The 22,527-nt window shown below is 51.6% G+C and carries 24 protein-coding genes and 2 tRNA genes; 13 read left to right on the plus strand and 13 right to left on the minus strand.

The window, feature by feature from the left end; genetic code table 11:
• Positions 1-189: 189 nt before the first annotated feature.
• The gene (locus R3196_RS03200) at positions 190-981 is read right to left on the minus strand and encodes a thioesterase family protein (protein WP_318935208.1); all 792 of its coding nucleotides are present in this window, start codon (positions 979-981) and stop codon (positions 190-192) included.
• 127 nt (positions 982-1,108) lie between these two features.
• Positions 1,109-1,200 (minus strand) — tRNA-Ser (locus tag R3196_RS03205).
• A gap of 219 nt (positions 1,201-1,419) precedes the next feature.
• Here R3196_RS03205 and R3196_RS03210 point away from each other — a divergent pair.
• Genes R3196_RS03210 through R3196_RS03230 form a run of 5 tightly spaced genes read left to right on the plus strand, consistent with a single transcriptional unit; the run spans position 1,420 to position 3,452 of the window.
• A complete protein-coding gene (locus R3196_RS03210) occupies positions 1,420-2,094 on the plus strand; it encodes a Bax inhibitor-1/YccA family protein (RefSeq protein ID WP_318935209.1) in 675 nt (224 codons plus the stop codon).
• 12 nt (positions 2,095-2,106) lie between these two features.
• Positions 2,107-2,463: a DsrE/DsrF/TusD sulfur relay family protein gene (locus tag R3196_RS03215; RefSeq protein ID WP_318935210.1), complete on the plus strand. Its 357-nt coding sequence runs from the start codon at positions 2,107-2,109 to the stop codon at positions 2,461-2,463.
• A complete protein-coding gene (locus R3196_RS03220) occupies positions 2,463-2,810 on the plus strand; it encodes a DsrE family protein (RefSeq protein WP_318935211.1) in 348 nt (115 codons plus the stop codon). The genes R3196_RS03215 and R3196_RS03220 overlap by 1 nt, the downstream gene beginning before the upstream one ends.
• Before the next feature lie 5 nt (positions 2,811-2,815).
• Positions 2,816-3,118 (plus strand): hypothetical protein, encoded by a 303-nt coding sequence (locus R3196_RS03225; RefSeq protein WP_318935212.1) that lies wholly within the window; start codon positions 2,816-2,818, stop codon positions 3,116-3,118.
• A 4-nt stretch (positions 3,119-3,122) separates the two neighbouring features.
• Positions 3,123-3,452, plus strand: a complete 330-nt coding sequence (locus tag R3196_RS03230) for a TusE/DsrC/DsvC family sulfur relay protein (RefSeq protein WP_318935213.1) — start codon at positions 3,123-3,125, stop codon at positions 3,450-3,452.
• A 43-nt stretch (positions 3,453-3,495) separates the two neighbouring features.
• Here R3196_RS03230 and serS read toward each other — a convergent pair whose 3' ends face one another.
• The 6 genes from serS to lrp form a co-directional block, all read right to left on the minus strand.
• Positions 3,496-4,797 carry a serine--tRNA ligase gene (serS, locus tag R3196_RS03235; protein WP_318935214.1) on the minus strand — a complete coding sequence of 434 codons (1,302 nt, stop codon included), beginning with the start codon at positions 4,795-4,797 and terminating at the stop codon, positions 3,496-3,498.
• A gap of 1 nt (position 4,798) precedes the next feature.
• Positions 4,799-5,185, minus strand: a complete 387-nt coding sequence (crcB, locus tag R3196_RS03240) for a fluoride efflux transporter CrcB (protein WP_318935315.1) — start codon at positions 5,183-5,185, stop codon at positions 4,799-4,801.
• Positions 5,178-6,458: a replication-associated recombination protein A gene (locus R3196_RS03245; protein WP_318935316.1), complete on the minus strand. Its 1,281-nt coding sequence runs from the start codon at positions 6,456-6,458 to the stop codon at positions 5,178-5,180. The genes crcB and R3196_RS03245 overlap by 8 nt, the downstream gene beginning before the upstream one ends.
• 41 nt (positions 6,459-6,499) lie before the next feature.
• Positions 6,500-7,144, minus strand: a complete 645-nt coding sequence (gene lolA / locus R3196_RS03250; RefSeq protein ID WP_318935215.1) for an outer membrane lipoprotein chaperone LolA — start codon at positions 7,142-7,144, stop codon at positions 6,500-6,502.
• A gap of 15 nt (positions 7,145-7,159) precedes the next feature.
• The gene (locus R3196_RS03255; RefSeq protein WP_318935216.1) at positions 7,160-9,553 is read right to left on the minus strand and encodes a DNA translocase FtsK; all 2,394 of its coding nucleotides are present in this window, start codon (positions 9,551-9,553) and stop codon (positions 7,160-7,162) included.
• A 90-nt stretch (positions 9,554-9,643) separates the two neighbouring features.
• On the minus strand, positions 9,644-10,135 hold the full coding sequence (gene lrp / locus R3196_RS03260; RefSeq protein ID WP_318935217.1) for a leucine-responsive transcriptional regulator Lrp: 492 nt from the start codon (positions 10,133-10,135) through the stop codon (positions 9,644-9,646).
• A 154-nt stretch (positions 10,136-10,289) separates the two neighbouring features.
• Here lrp and ald point away from each other — a divergent pair, with 154 nt between their 5' ends.
• From ald to infA, 4 genes are all read left to right on the plus strand, one after another.
• Positions 10,290-11,417 carry an alanine dehydrogenase gene (gene ald / locus R3196_RS03265; RefSeq protein WP_318935218.1) on the plus strand — a complete coding sequence of 376 codons (1,128 nt, stop codon included), beginning with the start codon at positions 10,290-10,292 and terminating at the stop codon, positions 11,415-11,417.
• 54 nt (positions 11,418-11,471) lie between these two features.
• Positions 11,472-12,431: a thioredoxin-disulfide reductase gene (gene trxB / locus R3196_RS03270; protein ID WP_318935219.1), complete on the plus strand. Its 960-nt coding sequence runs from the start codon at positions 11,472-11,474 to the stop codon at positions 12,429-12,431.
• Positions 12,432-12,459: 28 nt separating this feature from the next.
• Positions 12,460-13,167 (plus strand): leucyl/phenylalanyl-tRNA--protein transferase, encoded by a 708-nt coding sequence (gene aat / locus R3196_RS03275; protein WP_318935220.1) that lies wholly within the window; start codon positions 12,460-12,462, stop codon positions 13,165-13,167.
• Between the two features lie 108 nt (positions 13,168-13,275).
• On the plus strand, positions 13,276-13,494 hold the full coding sequence (infA, locus tag R3196_RS03280) for a translation initiation factor IF-1 (RefSeq protein WP_008489926.1): 219 nt from the start codon (positions 13,276-13,278) through the stop codon (positions 13,492-13,494).
• Positions 13,495-13,513: 19 nt separating this feature from the next.
• Here the strand turns inward: infA and clpA are convergent, their stop codons facing one another.
• Together clpA and clpS are read right to left on the minus strand one after the other, a co-directional pair.
• Positions 13,514-15,787, minus strand: coding sequence for an ATP-dependent Clp protease ATP-binding subunit ClpA (gene clpA, locus R3196_RS03285; protein ID WP_318935221.1), 2,274 nt, complete (start codon positions 15,785-15,787; stop codon positions 13,514-13,516).
• Between the two features lie 29 nt (positions 15,788-15,816).
• A complete protein-coding gene (gene clpS, locus R3196_RS03290) occupies positions 15,817-16,134 on the minus strand; it encodes an ATP-dependent Clp protease adapter ClpS (RefSeq protein ID WP_318935222.1) in 318 nt (105 codons plus the stop codon).
• Between the two features lie 227 nt (positions 16,135-16,361).
• On the opposite strand from clpS, the gene cspD reads away from it, so the two are divergent.
• Entirely contained in the window at positions 16,362-16,574 is a 213-nt protein-coding gene (cspD, locus tag R3196_RS03295) for a cold shock domain-containing protein CspD (RefSeq protein ID WP_318935223.1), read from the plus strand.
• Between the two features lie 64 nt (positions 16,575-16,638).
• On the opposite strand, the gene yejK is transcribed toward cspD, so the two are convergent.
• Positions 16,639-17,679 (minus strand): nucleoid-associated protein YejK, encoded by a 1,041-nt coding sequence (gene yejK, locus R3196_RS03300; protein WP_318935224.1) that lies wholly within the window; start codon positions 17,677-17,679, stop codon positions 16,639-16,641.
• A gap of 54 nt (positions 17,680-17,733) precedes the next feature.
• Here yejK and R3196_RS03305 point away from each other — a divergent pair, with 54 nt between their 5' ends.
• The 3 genes from R3196_RS03305 (at position 17,734) to R3196_RS03315 (ending at position 19,754) form a co-directional block, all read left to right on the plus strand.
• Positions 17,734-17,967, plus strand: coding sequence for a DUF1414 domain-containing protein (locus R3196_RS03305; protein ID WP_318935225.1), 234 nt, complete (start codon positions 17,734-17,736; stop codon positions 17,965-17,967).
• Positions 17,968-17,991: 24 nt separating this feature from the next.
• Positions 17,992-19,593, plus strand: coding sequence for a DUF3413 domain-containing protein (locus R3196_RS03310; RefSeq protein WP_318935226.1), 1,602 nt, complete (start codon positions 17,992-17,994; stop codon positions 19,591-19,593).
• 84 nt (positions 19,594-19,677) lie between these two features.
• Positions 19,678-19,754 (plus strand) — tRNA-Pro (locus R3196_RS03315).
• Between the two features lie 67 nt (positions 19,755-19,821).
• On the opposite strand, the gene R3196_RS03320 is transcribed toward R3196_RS03315, so the two are convergent.
• Both R3196_RS03320 and R3196_RS03325 read right to left on the minus strand, forming a co-directional pair.
• Positions 19,822-21,894, minus strand: a complete 2,073-nt coding sequence (locus tag R3196_RS03320) for a diguanylate cyclase (protein ID WP_318935227.1) — start codon at positions 21,892-21,894, stop codon at positions 19,822-19,824.
• A complete protein-coding gene (locus R3196_RS03325; protein ID WP_318935228.1) occupies positions 21,894-22,490 on the minus strand; it encodes a biliverdin-producing heme oxygenase in 597 nt (198 codons plus the stop codon). The genes R3196_RS03320 and R3196_RS03325 overlap by 1 nt, the downstream gene beginning before the upstream one ends.
• Positions 22,491-22,527: the final 37 nt, after the last annotated feature.

The raw sequence follows: 22,527 nt of genomic DNA on the forward strand, positions 1-22,527 counted from the left end.
AGCAACAATAAAGTCTGTCATATCCACGTATCCAATGTGAATTTCATGCTCTGAAACCATTTCAGAGAACAACAGATATCAATAATTTTTCGCCGTTTGGCAAGATCAAATTGATAAATTATGTTGAATTGGGATATGTCCACCCTCTTTTGTGTCATTTGACAGGTAAAAACTGTGCGTGTGACAGGGCTAGCCAAACACCGTGACCGTTTGTCGGCTGATAGCAACGAGTTGACCGCGGTCATCCCATATATAGGCATGCGTATGGCCGTATCCATTTGCGGCATGGTCAATGGTGGCCAGATATTGCCACCAATCACTGCTGCGTTTGTTCTGCGGCAGGTTATCGGGAAATTCGATGGTCCAGGTCAGCGAGCTGGCGGGGGCCGGGCTTGATAAATGGGGTAGCAGAGCCGGTGGCCAGGCATCGACCAGCCCTAGCAACAAGCCTATGTCGATGGGTTTGTCTTCGTCGCGATAACGCATCCAGCCACCAAGTTCCCGCAACTTATTACCGGTAAATGGCAGGTTTCCGACACAGATGCGGTAATCATAGTAGTGCGTAAACTCGGGCAGTATATCGACCGGCGGAAAGCTGATCCCCTGCTGCGGCCCGGGCATTCCCCGGGGAGCCTCTGCTGGGACCTCGATCGACGAGCTGCGGCTGCGACCATAGCTGGCAAGGGCTGATAATACGACCTGTTCATTCTGGATAATTTCCACCGCGATCTGGGTGACATTTTTCCCTTCCCGCAGGATGCGCCGTTTTAGCCTTGCAACACCGGGCTGTACCGGCCCCACGAAAGAAACGGTAAAGGCGCGCAGCTGTTGTTCGCTGCTAGCACCGTAATGAGCATGTTGCCATGCAATAGCAGCAGTGATTCCGCCAAACAAGGCGCGGCCCTGGCCCCAACCTTCCGGTAATTGTATCGCCTGTTCGGCAGGCGGGGTAATTTGCGCCAGAATTTCTGAAAACTGCATATTGGTCTCAGTGTTGTACTTTCCTGTGGGTCTGATATCGTCAATTATACACAGGTACGACCAGATGCACAGGCTGCCGGAAAGGCAAAAAAAAGCCCGCTGATTTGTCAGCGGGCTTTCTGGAATGTGGCGGAGAGAGAGGGATTCGAACCCCCGGTGGGCGCAAACCCACGCCTGATTTCAAGTCAGGTGCATTAAACCGAGCTCTGCCATCTCTCCGCGGTCATTAAGCTCAATGCCTTAAGACGATGCGAATGATAAAGAGCGGAAACCGGCTTGTAAAGGAAAAATTCACACTGCTGATACTGTTTGCTGTGATTTTAAGCAATTCGTCGTATATTTCGCTCTGAAGGCTCTTGAAATCATTGCCTGTTCCCCCCCATTTTAGGTTAGACTAGATGCAAGATAACTTTGCAGTACCACAATACGGAGATAGCGATGAGTAACCAAGCTCACATTTCGACTACACAGCGCAGCGAATCAGCTCTGCAGACCAATAAAGTTTTACGCAACACTTATATGTTGCTTGGTCTGACGCTGGCCTTCAGCGCGTTTACCGCATTTCTTTCGGCCAGTATGAATCTGCCCCATCCGGGCCTGATCGTTACCCTGGTTGGTTTTTATGGCCTGTTGTTTCTGGTACATAAAACGTCGAACAGCGCGACCGGCCTGCTGGCGGTATTCGCACTGACCGGATTTATGGGTTACACCCTGGGACCGATCCTCGGCATGGTGAATGCAATTGGTCCACGCGGTAGTGAAATCATTATGATGGCACTGGGTGGAACGGCGCTGATTTTCTTTGCCTTGTCCGCTTATGTGCTGACCACTAAGAAGGACATGTCGTTCTTAGGCGGTATGATGATGGCCGGCTTTGTCGCCATTATTGTTATGTTTGTCGCTAACCTGTTCCTGAATATTCCGGCATTGGGCCTGGCCCTGTCGGCAATGTTCATCCTGTTCTCAGCAGGTGCGATTCTGATGCAAACCAGCGCCATTATTAACGGCGGCGAGCGGAACTATATTCTGGCAACCGTTACTCTGTTTGTGTCACTGTACAATATCTTCCTGAGCCTGATTCACCTGCTCACGGCGTTTGGCGGCGACGAGTAACAGGCGCCGCAATTGGCTCAGCTTGTGTTAGCGCTGCATTCTTTCGATGACAGCGCTTCATCCCCTTCTTACCGCAGCCTGCTGGCTTATCATTACGCCCAGGCAGCTGTAGCCAGTGGACACCGGATTGATATGGTGTTTTTTTATCAGTCTGCGGTGCGTTTTGGCGCTGACGACTGCACCCATCCGTTAACCGATAAATGGCTCGAATTATCTGCCAGTCATAATATCCCGCTGGTGCTCTGTACCACAGTTGCCGAAACCGAATACGGTCTGAATGAGACGCGTATCTGCAGCGGTTTCCATCATGGTGGCCTGACCGAGTTCGCTCAGGCCACAGCGCTGGCCGACCAGGTGGTGCAGTTCTGATGGCGATCGCGATCATCCAGAGCACCCTGCCCGATGATCCCAGCTGCTGGCATGGTCAGGACATGCTGCTGGCACTGGCCAGCGTTGATCTGAATCCACAGCTTATTCTCTATGGCCATGGCCTCAGCCTCTGGCATAAAAACTTTGATGTCGAACGGAATAACCGCTCATTACATAAACGCTACCGCCTGCTGGAGTTATATGACTGTCCTGCGCCCTGGGTGCTGGATACCGATCTGGCAGAACGGGCCTGGCAGCGCGATGACTTCATTGCGCCGATTGAGGTGATTGACCGGGTCGAACTGCAGGAACGTCTGCAGAACCTGCAAAAAGTGCTGAGGTATTAACGGCTATGACTACCCCACTGCACTTACTCCGTGACTGGCCTTCAGCTGACTGGCTGGCAAACTGGCAACATGACGAATGCGCTTTTGTGATCAGCGAAAAGGCGTTGGAACTTTGTTTGGTTGAGCCTGATCTTGCTGACTTGTTACCAGGCAGAAGCTATGTGCTTATTACTGAGCTTGCGTTATTGGCTGAGCGCGGCGCTGTAACCGAAGATCTGCCCCTGTCGCTGATTCAGATCAGTGATGCTCGCTGGGTAGATCTGACGCTGCAATGCGCGCCGGTAATTACCTGGGACAAAGCGGAGTAAGGCCATGTTCATCGTCGCTGATCGTGAATACCAGACGGACCAACATGAATACCTGGCCAACTTTTCAGAATGGTCGCCGGAACTCGCCCGCCATATCGCAGAGCTTGAGCAGATTGAGTTAACCGATGCGCACTGGGAAGTTATTCATTTTGTCCGGGATTTTTACCAGGAGTATGACACCAGCCCGGCCATGCGGGTGCTGGTGAAAGCCATTGGCAAACGGCTTGGCCCGGATAAAGCCAATAGTCGTTACCTGTACCGGTTATTTCCAAAAGGCCCGGCTAAACAGGCGACCCGTATTGCTGGTCTGCCAAAGCCCGCCAAATGCATATAGAAAAGCCCGCTGATGCGGGCTTTTTTGTGCTTACCAGCAAGATTTACTCGTAGGGTGACAAACTTGCTTTACCGCCAAGATATGGCTGTAGCGCTGCCGGAATCGTTACTGACCCATCCTGCTGCTGGAAATTCTCGAGAATGGCCACCAGAGTCCGCCCTACTGCAAGTCCGGAACCGTTCAGTGTATGCAGCAGTTCCGGCTTCTTCGCGCCCTGGCGACGAAAACGCGCCTGCATCCGCCGCGCCTGAAAGTCCACCATGTTTGAGCAGGAGCTGATCTCACGGTACTTCTGCTGAGACGGCAGCCATACTTCCAAATCATAGGTTTTGGCAGCACCAAAGCCCATGTCACCGGTACAAAGCAACATCTTGCGGTATGGCAGCTCGAGTAACTGCAAAACTTTCTCAGCATGGCCTGTGAGTGCCTCCAGTGCATCCATCGATTCCTCAGGCCGGGCCAGCCAGACGAGCTCAACTTTGTCGAACTGATGCTGCCGGATCAAGCCTCGGGTATCACGCCCGTGCGAACCGGCTTCGCTGCGAAAGCACGGCGTATGGGCCGCGTATTTAAGGGGTAACTGGCTTTCTTCCGCGATTTCATCACGCCACAGGTTGGTCAGCGGCACTTCCGCGGTAGGGATAAGTGATAAGGCCACCTCAGTTTCCGTCGCCCCTTTTACATGAAAGAGATCTTCACCAAACTTTGGTAACTGGCCGGTACCAAACAACGTGTCATGATTCACCAGGTAAGGCACATAGGCTTCGGTATAACCATGCTCGCTGGTATGCAAATCCAGCATAAATTGCGCCAGGGCGCGATGCAGGCGTGCAATCTGCCCCTGCAATACTACAAAGCGGGCACCAGCTAATTTAGCGCCCTGATCGAAGTTCATCCCATTGGTAAACTTATTAGCGACGTCGACGTGGTCTTTTGGCTCGAAATCAAAGTTGCGGCAATCGCCCCAGCGGCTGATTTCCTGGTTATCATCTTCATCAGCGCCAACCGGCACGGTTTCGTCAGGCAAATTTGGTACGCCGGAGATAATCGCGTGTAATTCATCCTGCACCTCAGCCAGTTCGCGCTTCGCCACATCCAGCTGCACATTCAGTTCATCAACCTCAGCCACCAACGGCCCGATATCTTCGCCTTTGGCTTTGGCCTGGCCAATTACTTTTGAACGGGCGTTGCGGTCAGCCTGCAGGGTTTCGGTTCGTACCTGAATGTCTTTGCGTTGTTGCTCCAGCAGCTCGAGCCGTTCCACATCCAATTGATAATTGCGGGTGTGCTTAAGGCGAGCGGCGGTATCACCGAGTTCACTACGAAATAACTTAGCGTCTAACATGTTAGTCCCAAATCCATGAATAATAGGGTTTTAGCCACAGCGCGATACTCACCGCAGCCAGGCAACATACAAGGTTCAAACCGGCGTGCAAGGCGGCCTTCAGGTAGGCTTCGGCTTGTGCCAGCAGGACTACTTCCAGTGAGAAAGTAGAAAACGTGGTGAAGGCTCCGAGCAGTCCTACTCCCAGAAACAACCATGCTTGCTGATTTGGCAATTGTTGCTGTTGCCAGACAAATAACACGGCCAGTAAGAACGACCCTGTTATGTTAACGATTAAGGTGGCGAAAGGGAATGCCTTGCCAGCTTCAGTGACAAGCCACAGGCCGACTCCGTAGCGGGCCATAGCGCCCAGTGCACCACCTGCTGCAACCCATAACAGATTACTCATCATCGCTGCGCTGCCAGTCACTGGTTTCATCCTGCTGCCGTAGCCAGTTAATTTTATCTGCTAACTGCTTCTCAAGACCTCGGTCGCTGGGCTGATAAAGCTGTATATCTTTGATTTCAACAGGCACATAACGCTCACCTGGCACCACCGCCCCAGGGTAATTATGAGCATAGCGATAGTCAGCGCCGTAGCCTTCCGCCTTATGCAGTTTAGTGGGCGCATTGCGCAGGTGTTTAGGCACCGGTAAATCCGGGTATTCTGCGGCCAGCTGCTTGGCTTGGTTGAAAGCCTTATATACTGCGTTACTCTTCGGCGCGCAGGCACAAAATATCAAAGCCTGGGCGATGGCGCGCTCGCCCTCCGCCGGACCGACCCGCGTATAGGTGTCCCAGGCGTTTAATGCGAGTTGCATCGCGCGCGGATCTGCATTGCCGATGTCTTCTGACGCGATCGCCAACAGCCGCCGCGCCACAATCAGGGGATCGCCGCCGCCGTTTAAGATGCGCGCATACCAGTAAAGCGCGCCTTCGGCACTGGAGCCTCTTACTGACTTATGCAGTGCCGACAGCAAATCAAAATACACATCACCTTGTTTATCAAAAGACGCCTGGCGTCCGCCAACGGCATTTTTTATGAGCTCCAGCGACAGCAGCTTATCGTCAGTAGCATCAGCACTGATCTCCAGATAGTTCAGCGCCCGACGCGCATCTCCCGCGGCTGCGTGCAACAGGTAATCCATTGCTTCATCTGATAACTGCAAGTCGCGCTCACCCAGCCCCCTCTCGGCATCATTCAGCGCCTGAGTTATAACTTCGCGGATGTCGTCATCGGTTAACGATTGGAGGCGGTAAATACGGGTACGTGAGAGCAAGGCATTATTGAGTTCAAAGGCCGGGTTCTCGGTAGTGGCACCAACAAATATAACAGTGCCATCTTCAATATAGGGCAAGAACGCATCCTGCTGACTCTTATTGAAGCGATGCACTTCATCAACGAAAAGCACGGTGCGTTTCTGACTCTGTATGGCCTGGGATTTTGCCTCTTCAATAGCGGCCCGGATATCTTTTACACCGGCAGTTACCGCGCTGATACGCGATAGTTCAGCGGCACCGCTGCTGGCCAGCAGTTCGGCCAGCGTGGTTTTTCCGGTACCCGGCGGTCCCCACAGGATCATTGAATGCAAATGGCCGCGGCTGATGGCTTCGCGTAGGGGTTTGCCTGAGCCGAGAATGTGACTCTGGCCGATATATTCGTTCAGGTTGCGCGGGCGCATGCGCGCCGCCAGCGGGCGAAAGTCAGGACTAAAATCGAGCACTAGTTTCGCTGATCATCAAGATCAACGCCTTCAGGTAGAGTAAACTCAAATAAATCGCGCTCAACAGGTTGATTCAACCGTGGGTTTTCCAGCTCAATTGTGCTGATCTGACCCTGGCCGTCATCAAGAATAATGCGTTGTAGCGCTGCATTATTCTGATCCTCCGCGAAGATAAGTTGCAGGCTCTGCTGAGTATCCGCGGACGGGCTCGGTTGCAGTGCAAAACTGTTGCCTTCCTGCTTAACAGTATAATGGCTCCAGGCCTGCGCATTAGCATCGAGCAATAACAATAACGGGCTTTGCTCCATTGCTTCAGCCTGCTCGTACACTGTGACTTGTTCGACAAAGGGATTGTAATACCAGAGATTACCGCCATCAGCGACCATCAGGGTTTCATCCGGCGCATCGGTTTGCCAGTAGAGGTAGCTGGGGCGCGCCAACGCCAACCGGCCATGCAGCTGCTGAACCAGTTCACCCGCGGGATCGGTAACTTGTTGACTAAACTCTGCCTGCAACGTTGCCAGCCCGGCCAGACGTTCAATCAGCGCGTCCTTGTCAGCAGTTGCTGCGTGGGCCTGGCTCAGGCTACTAACCATCAAGGTAAGTGCCAGGGTAAAACCAGATATAACGGCTTTTTTCATCATGAATTTATCTCTTGGTTAATCTTTTGGTGGCTTAGGGGCTATAACTTCGCGTTGCCCGTTATGCCCGGCATTACTAACGACACCGCTCATCTCCATTTGTTCCACAATACGGGCGGCGCGATTGTAACCAATTCTGAATTTACGCTGCACACTGGATATAGATACCCGGCGGGTTTCAGTAACAAAAGCCACGGCTTCGTCATAAAGCGGGTCGCTTTCGTCATCGCCCAAATCCAGTTGCTCTCCCGGCAGCAGGCTATCTTCACCGGCATCACCTTTGAGTATCTCGTCCAGATAGTTAGGCCGGCCACGTTTTTTCCAGTCTGCAACCACCGCATGCACCTCATGGTCATCGACAAAAGCACCGTGAACCCGGGTCGGTACCCCGCTGCCTGGCGGCAAGTAGAGCATATCGCCCTGCCCCAGCAACTGATCGGCGCCGGCCTGATCGAGAATGGTCCGCGAATCAATTTTCGACTGCACCTGAAATGCAATCCGGGTCGGGATATTGGCTTTAATCAGGCCCGTTATGACGTCCACCGATGGCCGCTGGGTTGCGAGGATCAGGTGGATCCCGGCAGCCCGGGCTTTCTGAGCAATTCGGGCAATCAGTTCCTCAACTTTTTTGCCAACAATCATCATCATGTCGGCGAACTCGTCTACGACCACCACGATACTGGGTAACTTTTCCAATAAAGGCGGTAATTCGTCCATCGAATCACCTGGCTTCCAGAGCGGATCGCGCAGCGGCTCGCCAGCTTCTTTCGCCTCCAGCACCTTGGTGTTGTAACCCTTCAGGTTACGCACTCCAAGTGAGGACATCAGCTTATAACGCCGCTCCATCTCCCCCACACACCAGCGCAAGGCATTGGCGGCATCCTTCATATCGGTCACGACTTCCGTAAGCAAGTGCGGAATGCCTTCATAAACCGAAAGCTCGAGCATCTTAGGGTCGATCATGATTAACCGCACATCTTCCGGTGAACTCTTATACAGCAAGCTGAGGATCATCGCGTTCACCCCGACCGACTTACCCGAGCCGGTGGTACCGGCCACCAGCAAATGCGGCATTTTTGCAAGGTCGACCACCACCGGTTGCCCAGAAATACCTTTACCAAGCACCATCGTCAGTGGTGAACTACTTTGCTGGAATGCGTCGCAGCTTACCACTTCACGGAAAAAGACGGTTTCGCGGCTCTTATTGGGAAGTTCGAGCCCCACATAGGATTTGCCCGGAATAACCTCGACGACCCGCACTGAGATTGCGGATAGCGAGCGGGCAATATCTTTATCCAGATTCGAGATTTTAGAAACTTTGACGCCCGCCGCCAGGTCCAGTTCGAACCGGGTGATAACCGGCCCCGGCTGAACGTTGGCGACTTTAACGTCTACGCCGAAATCTTTCAGTACGGCTTCCACGGTATCGCTGATTTGCTGGAGTTCTGCCGGAGTAAGCGGGTTACCCGTTTTATTGGGTCGATCCAGTAATTCTATTGATGGCAACGGATCCAGAGGCGCCTGTGACGCGCTGTCGGACTCCTCGTCAACATTGTCATTATCCGCCGCTGGTGCTGCTTTCGCCTTACGCGCTTCGCGGCTAAACCGGTTCGGCTTACTCGCTGGCTCCTCATCGTCGTCCGCGCTCGCGTCGACCGACGGCAGGTCAAAGTCGTCAACATCATCTGCCGGCAAGGTCAGTGCTGGCTCCCGTCGCGGCTCAGTCGCTTCGGCGGTTTTACGGCTGCTTTTGAGTTTCGCCTTCAGACCACTGGCTACTGCCGGTTCATTGTCGTCATCCGCTTCACGACGACTGTCCATAGCCCAGGTAACGATTCGCCGACTAACACCGACCAGCCATTGGGTTGCCCGGATAGTAATGGCGCCCAGGGAGTCCGCCAACCACACCCAGGAAACGCCTGTTACCAGCGTCAGGCCGGTACAGAGAAACGTCAGCAGCAACAGCGTGGTGCCGATCAAGTTAAAGTAAGGTAACAGTGAAGAACTGATCATGTCCCCCACTACCCCGCCGGCAGAGAACGAATAAATATCATTAAAATTCAGTGACGCCAGCGCCGAAGCGCCAACCAGTGTCAGCAGTAAGCCAATCACCCGCAGGCCAACGGCAAGATAATCCAGTTCCAGTAAGCGCCGCGGCTGACGGAACATCAGGTAACCAAGGCCAGCAAAACCAAAAGGAATCAGGTAGGCAACGAAGCCGAAAGCAAACAACAGGGCGTCAGCAAACCAGGCACCGATAGCACCGGCAGCGTTCTCAATAGTCCCCTCGTAACCGGTCTGCGACCAGCTTGGATCTGCCGGGCTGAAGCTTGCCAACGCCAGAAACAAAAAGACTGCAAACGCGCCGCACAGGATCAGGCCCACTTCAAGCATACGTTGTATACCGCTCATAAGGCACTTGGCTCCCTGTTGTTGTTATAATAATTTTCGCCCATTGTAGCCTGACTAAGCGGGTTATTCAGCAGTTTTGCCATTCTTTTCTTAACCTTTAATCAGAACCTTATTCTCATTTTTCACTTCTTCCATAACCACATAGGTACGCGACTCATTTACTCCCGGCATAGTCAGGATGGTTTCGCCCAGCAACTTCCGGTAAGCGGGCATGTCCGGCACGCGCGCCTTGATCAGAAAATCAAAATCGCCGGCCACCAGGTGGCATTCAAGTATCTCCGGAGTGTTGCGCACCGCCTCACTAAAATCAGCAAAGGCGTCGGGCGATGTCCGACTGAGGGTGATCTCGACAAATACCATGAGGTTAGCGCCCAGCTTGGCCGGATTAAGCCGCGCCTGATAACGTTCAATCACGCCTTCCCGTTCCAATTTGCGTACGCGCTCGTTACACGCGGTCGGGCTCAGCCCCACTTTGCGGGCCAGATTCACATTACTTAAGCGGCCGTCATCCTGCAGAATCCGGAGGATCTTACGGTCAATCCGATCAATAGTTATTTTCACCGGTTCTTCGGCATTAAACATTGAATTATCCAGTTTTAAGTAGTTATAACCTCTTTATACGCTATTTAAATGGATAAAAAAAGTACGAAAATAATCAGCTGAATTCGCTATAATGCCCGCCATCCGATTATCGACCTGAACGCACAGTTACAGCTTACTTTAAGGGGCAAAGTCCATGTTAATAGGTGTACCTAAAGAGATTAAAAACCACGAATACCGTATCGGTCTGACTCCGGCGGCGGTACGTGAGTATGTTGCGCACGGCCACAGCGTTATCGTTGAACACGATGGCGGCGCCGCTATTGGCTTTACCAACGAAGATTATGAAGCAGCAGGCGCGTCAATTGTCGCTGACCCCAAAGATATCTTCGCCCGTGCAGATATGATCGTTAAGGTCAAGGAACCACAGCCAGCAGAGTGTAAGCAACTCCGTGAAGGCCAAATTCTGTATACCTATCTGCACCTGGCGCCGGACCCGCAGCAAACCAAGTTACTGGCCGAAGCTGGCGTTACTGCTATTGCCTATGAAACCGTAACAGATCGCGCCGGTGGCCTGCCCTTGCTGGCCCCGATGAGCGAAGTCGCTGGCCGGATGTCCATTCAGGCTGGTGCGCACAATCTTGAAAAAGCCAATGGCGGCAGCGGCACCCTGTTAGGTGGTGTGCCGGGCGTAGAGCCAGCTAAAGTACTGATCATTGGTGGCGGTGTTGTGGGTACCCAGGCAGCCAAAATGGCTGTTGGCATGGGCGCTGAAGTGACTATTCTTGATCGTTCGCTGCCGCGTCTGCGCCAGTTGGATGATATTTTTGGTAGCCGCATCAAAACCATTTACTCAACTGTAGACGCGATTGATAAATTCTCCCGTGAAGCTGATCTGGTTATTGGCGCGGTACTTATTCCAGGTGCTGCGGCGCCCAAGTTGCTGACCCGCACCCATCTGAAAAACATGAAGCCAGGTTCAGTAGTGGTTGACGTTGCTATTGATCAGGGCGGCTGTTTTGAGACCTCTAAAGCAACCACGCATCAGGATCCTACCTACGTGGTTGAAGATGTTATTCATTACTGTGTTGCTAACATGCCAGGTGGTGTCGCCCGGACCTCAACAATTGCTTTAAATAATGCTACCTTGCCTTTTGGTCTGGCGTTAGCCAACAAAGGGCTGAAAGCGCTGGCAGATGACCCGCACCTGTTGAACGGTCTGAATATGCATAAAGGCAAGATTACTTATAAAGCTGTGCATGACGATTTAGGTAAGCAGCTGGATCTGGACTACATGGATCCGCTGGAAGCCATTAAAAGCTAAGCCTATTGTCAGAAGCAAAATGCAACTTTTAATGAATGATGGAGTATCAAACTAATGGCTGAAGCCAAACACTGCCGTTTACTTATTCTGGGCTCAGGCCCGGCTGGATATACCGCCGCTGTGTATGCGGCGCGCGCAAATCTCAACCCGGTTATGATCACCGGCATGCAACAAGGTGGTCAGCTGACCACCACCACGGACGTGGAAAACTGGCCTGGCGATCCTGAAGGGCTGACCGGCCCGGATTTGATGGTGCGGATGCAGAAGCATGCTGAGAAATTTAATACCGAAATTATTTTTGACCATATAAACCGGGTCGATTTCAGCGCCCGCCCGCTGCGCCTGTTTGGCGATAACGGCGAGTACACTGCCGATGCCCTGGTCATATCGACCGGCGCCTCGGCAAAATACCTTGGGCTTGAATCAGAAGAAGCCTTTATGGGTAAAGGTGTATCGGCCTGCGCTACTTGCGACGGCTTCTTTTACCGTAACCAGAAGGTCTGTGTAGTTGGCGGTGGCAATACCGCGGTAGAAGAAGCGCTTTACCTGGCGAACATCGCCAGCGAAGTGCATGTCATTCACCGTCGCGATAGCTTCCGCGCCGAGAAGATTCTGGTCGATCGGCTGATCGATAAGGCAACTAACGGCAACGTGACACTGCATCTGAATAAAACCCTGGACGAAGTACTGGGCGATGACACCGGTGTAACCGGCGTGCGTATTAAAGACACCCAAAACGGCGCGCTCGAAGAATTAGAGGTGATGGGCTGCTTTATTGCTATCGGACATCAGCCGAATACCAGTATCTTCGCCGGTCAGCTGGATATGGCCGACGGCTATATTCTGGTCAGCTCAGGCTTGCAGGGCAACGCCACTGCCACCAGCGTACCCGGCGTCTTTGCTGCCGGCGACGTGATGGATCACATTTATCGTCAGGCGATCACTTCTGCAGGTACCGGCTGTATGGCAGCCCTTGACGCAGAACGTTATCTGGATGGTTTAACCAAAGCCTGATACGGCTTTATTTGCCGGGGTAGTCAGAGTGCTGTTTCAGCTTAGCGAAAATAACCTCTACTTCCCCAATCCGGCGCTTGCTCTGACGGAGCCGGACGGTTTGCTGGCGTTTGGTGGTGACTTAAGCCCCGAACGCCTGCAAGCTGCCTATCGACAAGGAATCTTCCCCTGGTACGGGGCAGACGACCCCATCCTCTGGTGGAGCCCCGACCCACGCACTGTATTCACGCCAGGATCGCTGCATTGCAGTCGGTCAATGCGTCGTTTCATACGACAAACCGAATTAAAGGTTACGTTGAATCGCGACTTCCCCGCGGTGATCCGACACTGTGCCGATGCTCATAAGACGGCCGGCACCTGGATCCACCCGGAAATGATTTCAGCTTATATAGAACTGCATACGCTCGGCCAGGCTCACTCAATCGAAATATGGCACCAGCATCAACTGGTTGGTGGCATGTATGGCGTGGCTGTTGGGGGAATATTCTGTGGTGAGAGCATGTTTCATTACCGCACCAACGCCTCAAAGCTCGCGTTACTGGTTTTTTGCCAGAACTTTTTTGCTGCCGGAGGAGAGTTGCTTGATGCACAGGTCGATAATCCACACTTGCAGAGCCTGGGAGCTTGGTCATTGCCAAGGATTCAGTATTTGGCTTTGTTAAACCAGCAGAATGCTTCCCATAAGCCTAATTTAGCTGCAGATTTCTGGCAAAAACGGACCCTAACGGGTATTTGAAGTGGCAATCATGTTCGAAAACAGCTAAAATTCTGACCACTTTAGCGGCGCTGCTAATATTTTTAAGGGCGCTGGATTAATTATAATCAGTATATTCCGAGGATTTGAATGGCAAAAGAAGACAGTATTGAAATGCAAGGCACAGTGCTAGACACACTGCCTAATACGATGTTTCGCGTTGAACTGGAAAACGGTCACGTGGTGACTGCGCATATTTCCGGAAAAATGCGGAAACACTATATCCGCATTTTAACCGGTGACACCGTTACTGTTCAGTTAACTCCGTACGACCTGACCAAAGGTCGCATCGTGTTCCGCGCCCGCTAATACCCCCTACCGGATTCCTTTAGCCCGTGGTGGAACCACGGGCTACCCGTTCCTTGATATCCAGCTTGAGTTCGCCGTTAACCACGTGAACCTGCACTGAGCCGCCCTGAGCCAGTTGGCCAAACAAGATTTCATTGGCCAGTGGTTTCTTCAGATGCTCCTGAATGACCCGAGACATCGGCCGCGCGCCCATGGTTCTGTCATAGCCTTTAGCCGCCAACCATTCCGTGGCCTCATGATCAAGTTCAAGCGAAACCTGTTTACGATCAAGTTGCGCCTGCAGTTCACAGATAAACTTATCAACCACCTGCTCAATGATTTCAGGGCTAAGATGATTAAACCAGACAATACTATCCAGCCGGTTTCTGAACTCGGGAGAGAAAGTCCGGTTAATTTCGGCCAAGGCATCCGGCGCATGATCCTGCTGCCGGAAGCCAATCGACTGACGTAAGGTTTCCTGAACGCCAGCGTTGGTCGTCATCACCAGAATGACGTTGCGGAAATCAACTTTTCGTCCGCTGTTATCCGTCAACGTACCGTGATCCATTACCTGCAGGAGGATGTTGTAGATATCTGAATGCGCTTTTTCAATTTCATCAAGTAAGACCACGCTATGGGGATGCTTACTGACCGCATCAGTCAACAAGCCTCCCTGATCAAACCCCACGTAGCCCGGGGGGGCTCCAATCAGGCGGCTCACCGCATGACGTTCCATGTACTCAGACATATCAAAGCGCAAAAACTCTATGCCGAGGGCTTTGGCCAGTTGTTGGGTAATTTCCGTTTTACCCACACCGGTAGGCCCTGCAAACAAGAATGAACCAATGGGTTTGGCTTCGCTACCCAAGCCCGAGCGAGATAAACGGATCGCAGCGGTGAGCTGATCAATGGCCTGATCCTGGCCAAATACCACCAGTTTAAGATTACGATCCAGTTGCTGTAGTATCTGCTGATCCGAACGGGAAACTGATTGCTCCGGAATGCGCGCTATTTTCGCGATGATAGCCTCGATATCGCTAACGCCAACTGTCTTTTTGCGGCGCGATGGCGGCAACAAGCGCTGACTGGCACCCGCTTCATCCAGGACATCAATGGCCTTATCGGGCAAGTGCCGCTCATTAATGTAACGCGCAGACAACTCTGCTGCAGCGCGGATCGCTGGTTGCGTGTAACGGATACCATGATGCTGTTCATAGCGCTCTTTCAGACCCTGCAATATACGGGTGGTGTCATCCACTGATGGTTCCACCACGTCAATTTTCTGGAACCGGCGCACCAGTGCGCGATCTTTCTCAAATATATTCTTAAATTCAGTATAGGTAGTTGAGCCGATACACTTAAGCTCGCCATTGCTAAGCATCGGCTTCAGCAGATTTGACGCGTCCAGAACGCCACCACTGGCCGCTCCCGCCCCCACGATGGTGTGGATTTCATCGATGAATAAGATCGCGTCCGGTTGCTCGTTAATTTCTTTTAGTAACTGTTTAAAGCGTTTTTCGAAATCGCCCCGGTATTTGGTTCCGGCCAGTAATCCGCCCATATCCAACGAGTAGATAACGGAATCCGCGATAACCTCTGGCACGTCCTTATTTACAATTCGATACGCCAGCCCTTCGGCAATCGCCGTTTTGCCTACTCCGGCCTCACCAACCAGTAGCGGGTTATTCTTACGCCGCCGGCACAAGATCTGCACACAGCGCTCCAGCTCAAGTTCGCGTCCGATCAGAGGATCAATCCGGCCTTCCCGCGCTCTGGCATTTAAATTGGTACAAAATCGCTTGAGAAAGCTCGGCTGTTCTTCCGACTGTCCCTCGACGTTTGCGCTGTCAGAGTCATCCGGTCGAATGGCATCGTCGTCAATTTTGGACAAACCGTGGGACAGAAAGTGAACTACGTCGAGCCGGGTAACATCATGCTTATTCAACAGATAGACCGCTTGCGATTCCTGCTCACTGAAAATGGCCACCAGCACGTTGGCTCCCGACACTTCGCTGTTGCCCGACGACTGCACATGAAATACGGCACGCTGCAATACCCGCTGAAAGCCAAGCGTTGGCTGGGTATCACTATCTACGGTTTCGGCATCGAAACTCGGCGTACTGCGATCGACATAACTGATGAGCTCATTCTTCAGCTGCTCGAAATCAAGCCCGCAAGCGCGCAGAGCTTGGGCCGCCTCGGGATTTTCCAGTAAAGCCAGGAGGAGATGCTCAACAGTCATGAGCTCATGCCGGCGATCACGTGCTAACCGGAATGCGTCATTTAAGGTAATTTCTAACGCTTTATTTAACATACAGGCACCCCTCTTAAGAACCAGACCCCTTATGCCTTTTCCATGGAACACAGCAACGGGTGCTGGTGTTCCCTGGCATACTGGTTAACTTGTACTACTTTGGTTTCCGCAACTTCCGCAGAAAAAACCCCACATATGGCGCGACCTTTATAATGGATAGTGAGCATCGTATCCGTTGCCCGCTCCTCATCCATCCGAAAAAACTTCACTAAAACTTCGACCACAAAATCCATTGGCGTATAGTCATCATTGTTTAAAATCACCTTATACATCGGCGGCGGCTGCAGCGCTTGCTTCTTCTCCTGCTGCTGCGTGGCCCCCTGCTGGTGTTGGTTGGCTGCGCTCATGACATCCCTTTATTTATATATAGTCGTTATTGATGAAAATAGCTTAAGAAATTTGCTTAACCTGATGTTGTGGTCACAATTTAAACAAAATAGGCTTGACTATCGGTAGATCTGCCCTAGAGTAAAACATGGCGTCGACAATGCAGTTTTTCAAGCTGCGCACATTTTTACTGTGGTGCGATGTCATTCTAACAATAATTAAATCATAGAATAAAGGAAGTAGAAGTATGGCTACCGGCAAAGTGAAGTGGTTCAATAACTCAAAAGGCTTCGGCTTTATTGAGGCGGAAGATCGCGAAGGCGATATCTTTGCGCATTATTCAACCATAGCGATGGAAGGATATCGTACCCTTAAAGCGGGTCAGGATGTCGAATTCCAGCTCGAGGAAGGTCCAAAGGGGCTGCACGCCACCAACATTACTCCGGTGCAGACGAAGTAAAGCCCGCTGCGATACTGGACTTAACAGAACGACTAAAACGCCAGCTTTGCTGGCGTTTTTTATGTTAGCTATCGATACCAAAATAGCGCCGCAGCTGGTCCCGTAAGTTCGGTGGGGTACCATGAATAGTCAGCTTATCAGTGTTCGCGTCGTATTCGACTCGTTCGCCCAGCAGCGTATGATCAAAACCGACACTGAGGCCACCCCCCTGGCCCTGAAACTTAACCAACTTACGCAACGTCGTCCGGTCGGTAGGAAACTCGTCAGCCAGCCCACTATTCTGTGTCGCACTGAAGTCCGCAAAGCTGCGCTTGCTGGGCACCTGTGCCTGAAGCTGGTCAGACAAATCGCGAATACGAACCGGTTCGCCCTGCTGCCACTGATTGTCACAAATCTCATACACAGACTTCCGCACTACGCTTGCTTGTTCTGGTGCCAGCTCTTGCTCTTTCACATACTGCTGCACCGAATCAACCAATTGCTGCGACTGTCGCTTCGAATTAACGCCTTCTGCACAACCCAGAAAATCCAGGAAGAAGTCTGAAACTTTGCGGCCAGCGCGGCCTTTGATAAAAGAAATATAAGCGTTCGAATCGGGCTGCTCTTCAAGTTCAGTCAGGTTAATCATGGCTGCCAGCTGAACTTTATTGATATCAAGCTGCGAAGATCGGTCGACTGATAAGTCAGGCGCTATGGTCACGCCTTCTTTACTCGGCAGAAAGGCTACCACCAGATAGTCTTGCCCCAACTGAGTGTAGCCAGCGAATAACAGAAAGCCCGGCTCAAGAATGCCGTAATGTTGCAGCTGCGCATGCAATAACTTGGCTCCCTGCTGAGTAAACTCGATAAAATCAATTGCAGACTTACGCCAGGCTTGCAGATGCTCAGGAAACTCGCTTAGCTGTTGCTCATCGACATCATCTTCGGCGGTGATAAAACGTGCATAGCCTTTAGTCGGTTTGGCATTATAAACATCGGTCAGCTCGGTCAGCAGTAAACCTACTTCGTCATTGATAGCGAGAGTGGCGGGCGCTACACGCAGCCCGATCTGGCCGTCACTGGTGTAAAACTGGTGAATAATACTGTGCTTAACATCAGCTTGCATGGTTGTCTCTGTGTCCTGTCCGTTTCCCTGTGATAAGATGACGCGCATTCTACCATGCTGAGAAAGAAAACCATGCCGATTGTCTCAAAATACGACGTAAACACCCAGCAACACCTGCTCGAGGAAGTTCTTTCCGTGGTGCAGTCAGAGGACGTGCCAGCAGATCTGGCGCTGATGACTCTGGGTAACGCTGTGACCCACGTGATCCAGACACGCTATAAGCCAGAAGTGGCTCAGAAGATAGCTGAACAATTTGGTAAAGTACTGCTACAATCGTTAACAAAATAGTCAGCCCTTAACCACGAGCAAGCTATGAAACAACGCAAGCAACGCCGCGATAAAATTGCCCGCCTCATCAGCTGGGGGCACTGGTTTACGTTTTTCAATATTTTGCTCGTCCTTGCCATCGGCACCTTGTATATAGAAGCCGCGGAGCCGCCAGGTTCTGCACTCGGTGTTATCTACATGCTGATCAGCTGGCTCGGGCACTTTGCATTTCTGCCGTTCGTCGTTTTTATTATCCTGATATTCCCGTTTTGCCTGATTGTCCCTTATTCCCGGGTACTAAGGGGTATCGCGACGCTGGTTGCGTCAATCGGGCTAATCGCGCTGGTTGCTGATGCGCTCTTCTTCCGGCAATACGGCTATCACCTGAATACTTACTCCCTGTCGCAACTGGCCATTGATGCCGAAACCGTATTTGCTGGCGCCAGCTTCCTCTTATTAATCGGCATGTTGCTGATTTTTGTGGTGTTACTGATATTTGAACTGGCGCTCGCTAATATTGCCTGGAAGCGTCTGGATAAACTGCAGGAGAAACACTGGGGAGCGGCTTTTAGTTCAGTATTCGTGTTGTGCTTTCTGGCCAGCCACAGCGTTCATGTATGGGCCGATGCCGTGGTCTATACCCCGATTACCAAGCAGGATGATCTGTTCCCGGTGTCCTATCCGACTACAGCTAAAACGCTGATGAGCAAGCACGGGCTGTTAGTTGATCAGCGCACGGAAGCCGCGGGGCGGCTGCTGCGAGAAACCACCCACGTTAATCTGAATTATCCGTCTGCACCGCTAATGTGCGCCAGGGTGCCGCAAGCACCGACAACGCTCATCGTCGCATTCTCGTCGCTTAATGCCGCTGAGCAGGATCAGTTAAATGCATTATTCCCTGCACTAGAACAGTTTCAGGGCCCAGTGCTTGGCCAGCTTGATACCCAGAGCGGTGTGTTTGAGCTGGTTTACGGGCTGCCCGATTTGTATATGACGGCCATCGCGGAGCAGAATAAGGAGCCCGCCTACTTCGCACCACTGCAGGATTATCAGATTGAACTGGTTGCAGAGATTGCCAGCACCGCTGCCGGTTTACCCGACGCAATCGCTGATTTTCAACGGTTTGATATCACTTCGCCATCAGCCTATATAGGTTTGAGCCTGCGCGATTCCGTCGATGTGACTGCAATGGCGCAAATCCGCCGCGCTCTGCAGGACGGATACCAGGTGGTGATAACAGCACTTTCGCCAGTACCATCGGCACACCCGGCCTATTCTGTTGAGGCCATGCAGGTGCCGCTATGGACCAGTGCCAATCTGACGATTCAGGAACAACCGCTGACGTTACTGACGGATATTATCCCCACAGTTCTCAGCCAGTATATTTCGTGCGCTGATGGCACAGCAAATTATTCCGTTGGTATCGATCTGACGAATAAACAGCGGCAACTGCCATTGATGACCAGTTATGGCCGCGATTTGGTTATCTATGAAGAAACACGCACCACAATCATAGATTCCAATGCGGCCATCCGGGTTTTTTCCAACGAAGATCATGCTGAGTTAACGGGAGCGGTACCAGCAACCCCGGTACTGGTAGACGGATTGCGCAAACTAAAACGCTTCAGCCAGGCTAATGGCGAATAAAGCATCAGTTGCATAAGTTTTTCCAACTGAAACGGGCTTTCGCCTTGCGAATTCAGGATATTTCAGTAATATAGCGGGCTCGGTCGGCGTGTAGCGCAGCTTGGTAGCGCACTGTCATGGGGTGTCAGGGGTCGGAGGTTCAAATCCTCTCACGCCGACCAACAAATCGAATCAAAAAAGGGGTTCAGGCTACTGAACCCCTTTTTCTTTGTACCCTAATACAATGAATCAAGTGTTGCTGATCACCCGGTCACGGCCACTGTTCTTGGCCTCATAAAGGGCCTCGTCAGCACGTTTCACTAAGCTGGTGCGGGAATCGCTTTCCCGAAGCTCGGCCACACCAAAACTTGCCGTGATCTTTTCTACTTTGGGGAATTCTATCGACAGGAGCTTTTCCCGCAATCGCTCAGCCAGCCTGGTGGCGTTTTTCAGATCGGATTCAATTGCCACGACCAGAAATTCTTCCCCTCCCCAACGGCCAAAGATATCGCCTTCGCGCACCACATCTTCCAGTCCGCGCGCCAGATTCTTTAGCACCGAATCTCCGACATCGTGACCATAGGTATCATTCACCCCTTTAAAGTCATCAATATCGAAAATAATCACTGCCAGATCGCGGTTATACCGCTTTGCTGCCGATATTTGTTCATCAATACTCTGTTCCATATGGTAGCGATTCCAAATTTGTGTCAGCGCATCAGTATGAACCAGATGTTGCAGCCGTTTGTTGGCTTTCTTCAACTTCTCATTAAGCTGTTCGATTTGATACGCTGAGGCACCAATAGCAAGATCCTCCGCCAAAAATCGGGCTGCCTGTTTTTGTTCCCGCAGCCATTCTGATGATTTTCCATTGATAATCTCCTGCCAACTGGCAAAAGACTCTCTTGGCGACAGCACATCTTTGCCTTTGTAGCGTTCAACCTGCTTTTTCTCGGGATGACCGGCCCAGTTTTTTACTTCCAGAATTTCTTTTCTTAAAAACAGCAACCAAGCATCCTTAGACCGATCATAGGGTAAGGCAACGCCTAATAGTCCGCAAAATCCAGTTTCCGCAAATGCCGATCTCAACTCAGTTGACGCTATTTCTGAGGTGCTGAATAATCCTGTTGTTGAGTGTTTTTCGACTAGCCATTGTGTGGCTTCAGTAAGGACCTTCCGATCACATTTGCCCCCGATTATGGTCGTTTGACGCCCGTGTACCAAAGCTACCGTTTCGACATGAAAGAGCTTTAACCAGGCATGCCCTTCGGCGCTGAGCAGTTCGTCCGGTGCCATGATCTCTTTTTTGGGATCCAGTAAGGCTTTACGACTTTTTTCTGTCGCCGCATAGAACCGTTCTGCAGCATATTGGCGTTGCAATAACATCCGCTCATTCGCAACAGCCACCAGAGCTTTAACAGCCTGGCGCTGATATGGGTGCACCTGACTCTGGTTAAGGCCATGGCATGACAACAGGCCCCATAACTTACTGTCTTCAAAAATTGCGACCGAAAGCGCCCTTTTCACCTCCATATTGGCAAGATATTTAAGGTGTATCGGCGAGACTCCTCGCAGTACCCCGGCGGTGAGGTCAATATCCGGCGCTTGCGGTTTATCAGGATTAGCAATGATTTTCTCCGGCTCCGCTGTCGCATCAGTAATTTCACGCATTACGTTTTTCTGATAAAGCGCCCGCACCTGCGCCGGTATATCACTGGCAGGAAAATTATGATCCAGATAACTGTGAATATCATCCGTATCACGATGTTCCGCAATGACCTGGCCGTTCCAGTCATTATCAAACCGATAGACCAGAACCCGCTCGTAACCGGTCAACACCGCCACTGATTTCGTCAATTGTTCAAGGGTCTGTTGGATCGAACTGGTTTCACGAATACGTTCGAGCTGATAGGTGATTTCAGCGACGTAATCATCGGCTGGCCGATGCAAGACGGGCTCTATTTCAACCACCAGTACTGAATCTGACAGATAACAGGTACAGAAACACTCATTCAGTTCAGTTTTGGCCAGGCTGCAATCAAAGCTCCAGTTAGGGACCCCCGCTTTAAGCCGTTTTACAGCATTATTCATCGCTTCAAATAACGCCGCTGGTAACAAATCGGGTGGCGCGCAGCGAAAGATATCTGTCGCAGCTAGGTTAAATAAGCGCTGAACGCCTTCACTAATAGCCAATATTGTTTTGAGATCTTTAGAAAATACCAGCAGATAGCCGTGCGGCTGAATTGTACCCGGTATATGTACGGGCTCATTGGCACAGTTACGCAAGGCTTCTGCAAGCTGTTCTGCGCTAATATCACTCATCAGTGAACCCCGCTTTGTTGTCTGTTGGCCAATTCTTCTGCTAAATAGTGAAAGGCAGACTGCGCTCCTTTTACTACCTCATGATGTTGCACCGGGCTAAGTTCAGCTTGTTCCAACCAGTTCTTAAATTTATCCCAGCTACCCCGCTGGTAAAAGTGAAAGTAGCTAATACCGCAGGTACTGGTTAACTTCAGAGACGGCCCCAGAACGTTTTCAATCCGGCGCGCCAGAATCCTGCCCCCCATAGTAGAGCCCTCAATAACATAAGCCGCCCCGGCCAGCTCCCAATCCGAGTATAAAGCTGTGGTGTCTTGCTCTGTTTCAATCGCGGGCTGAGCGCCACCGATAGCTCTGATATCTGCGTACACGATGGATAGACGCGGAATATACTGATACTGATGTTGTTGGTCAAAAACCCGCAAAAGCGCGCCTTCATAGCGCGCAATCAGCGCTGCCAGCACTTGCAGTGCAGCAAGATACTGCTCTGCTGTCAAATCAGCCTGCAACAACCCTGACATAACCGGGCTTGCTTCAACCTGCCGGTGCAGGTCTGCGGTATGTATTCTCAGTTTTTGCAAGATTATAGCGTCACTCATCGATGGTGCTTTCACCTAACTAACTGATGGAGCCGGT

It is taken from the genome of Pseudidiomarina sp. (assembly GCF_033722695.1).
GTDB lineage: Bacteria > Pseudomonadota > Gammaproteobacteria > Enterobacterales > Alteromonadaceae > Pseudidiomarina.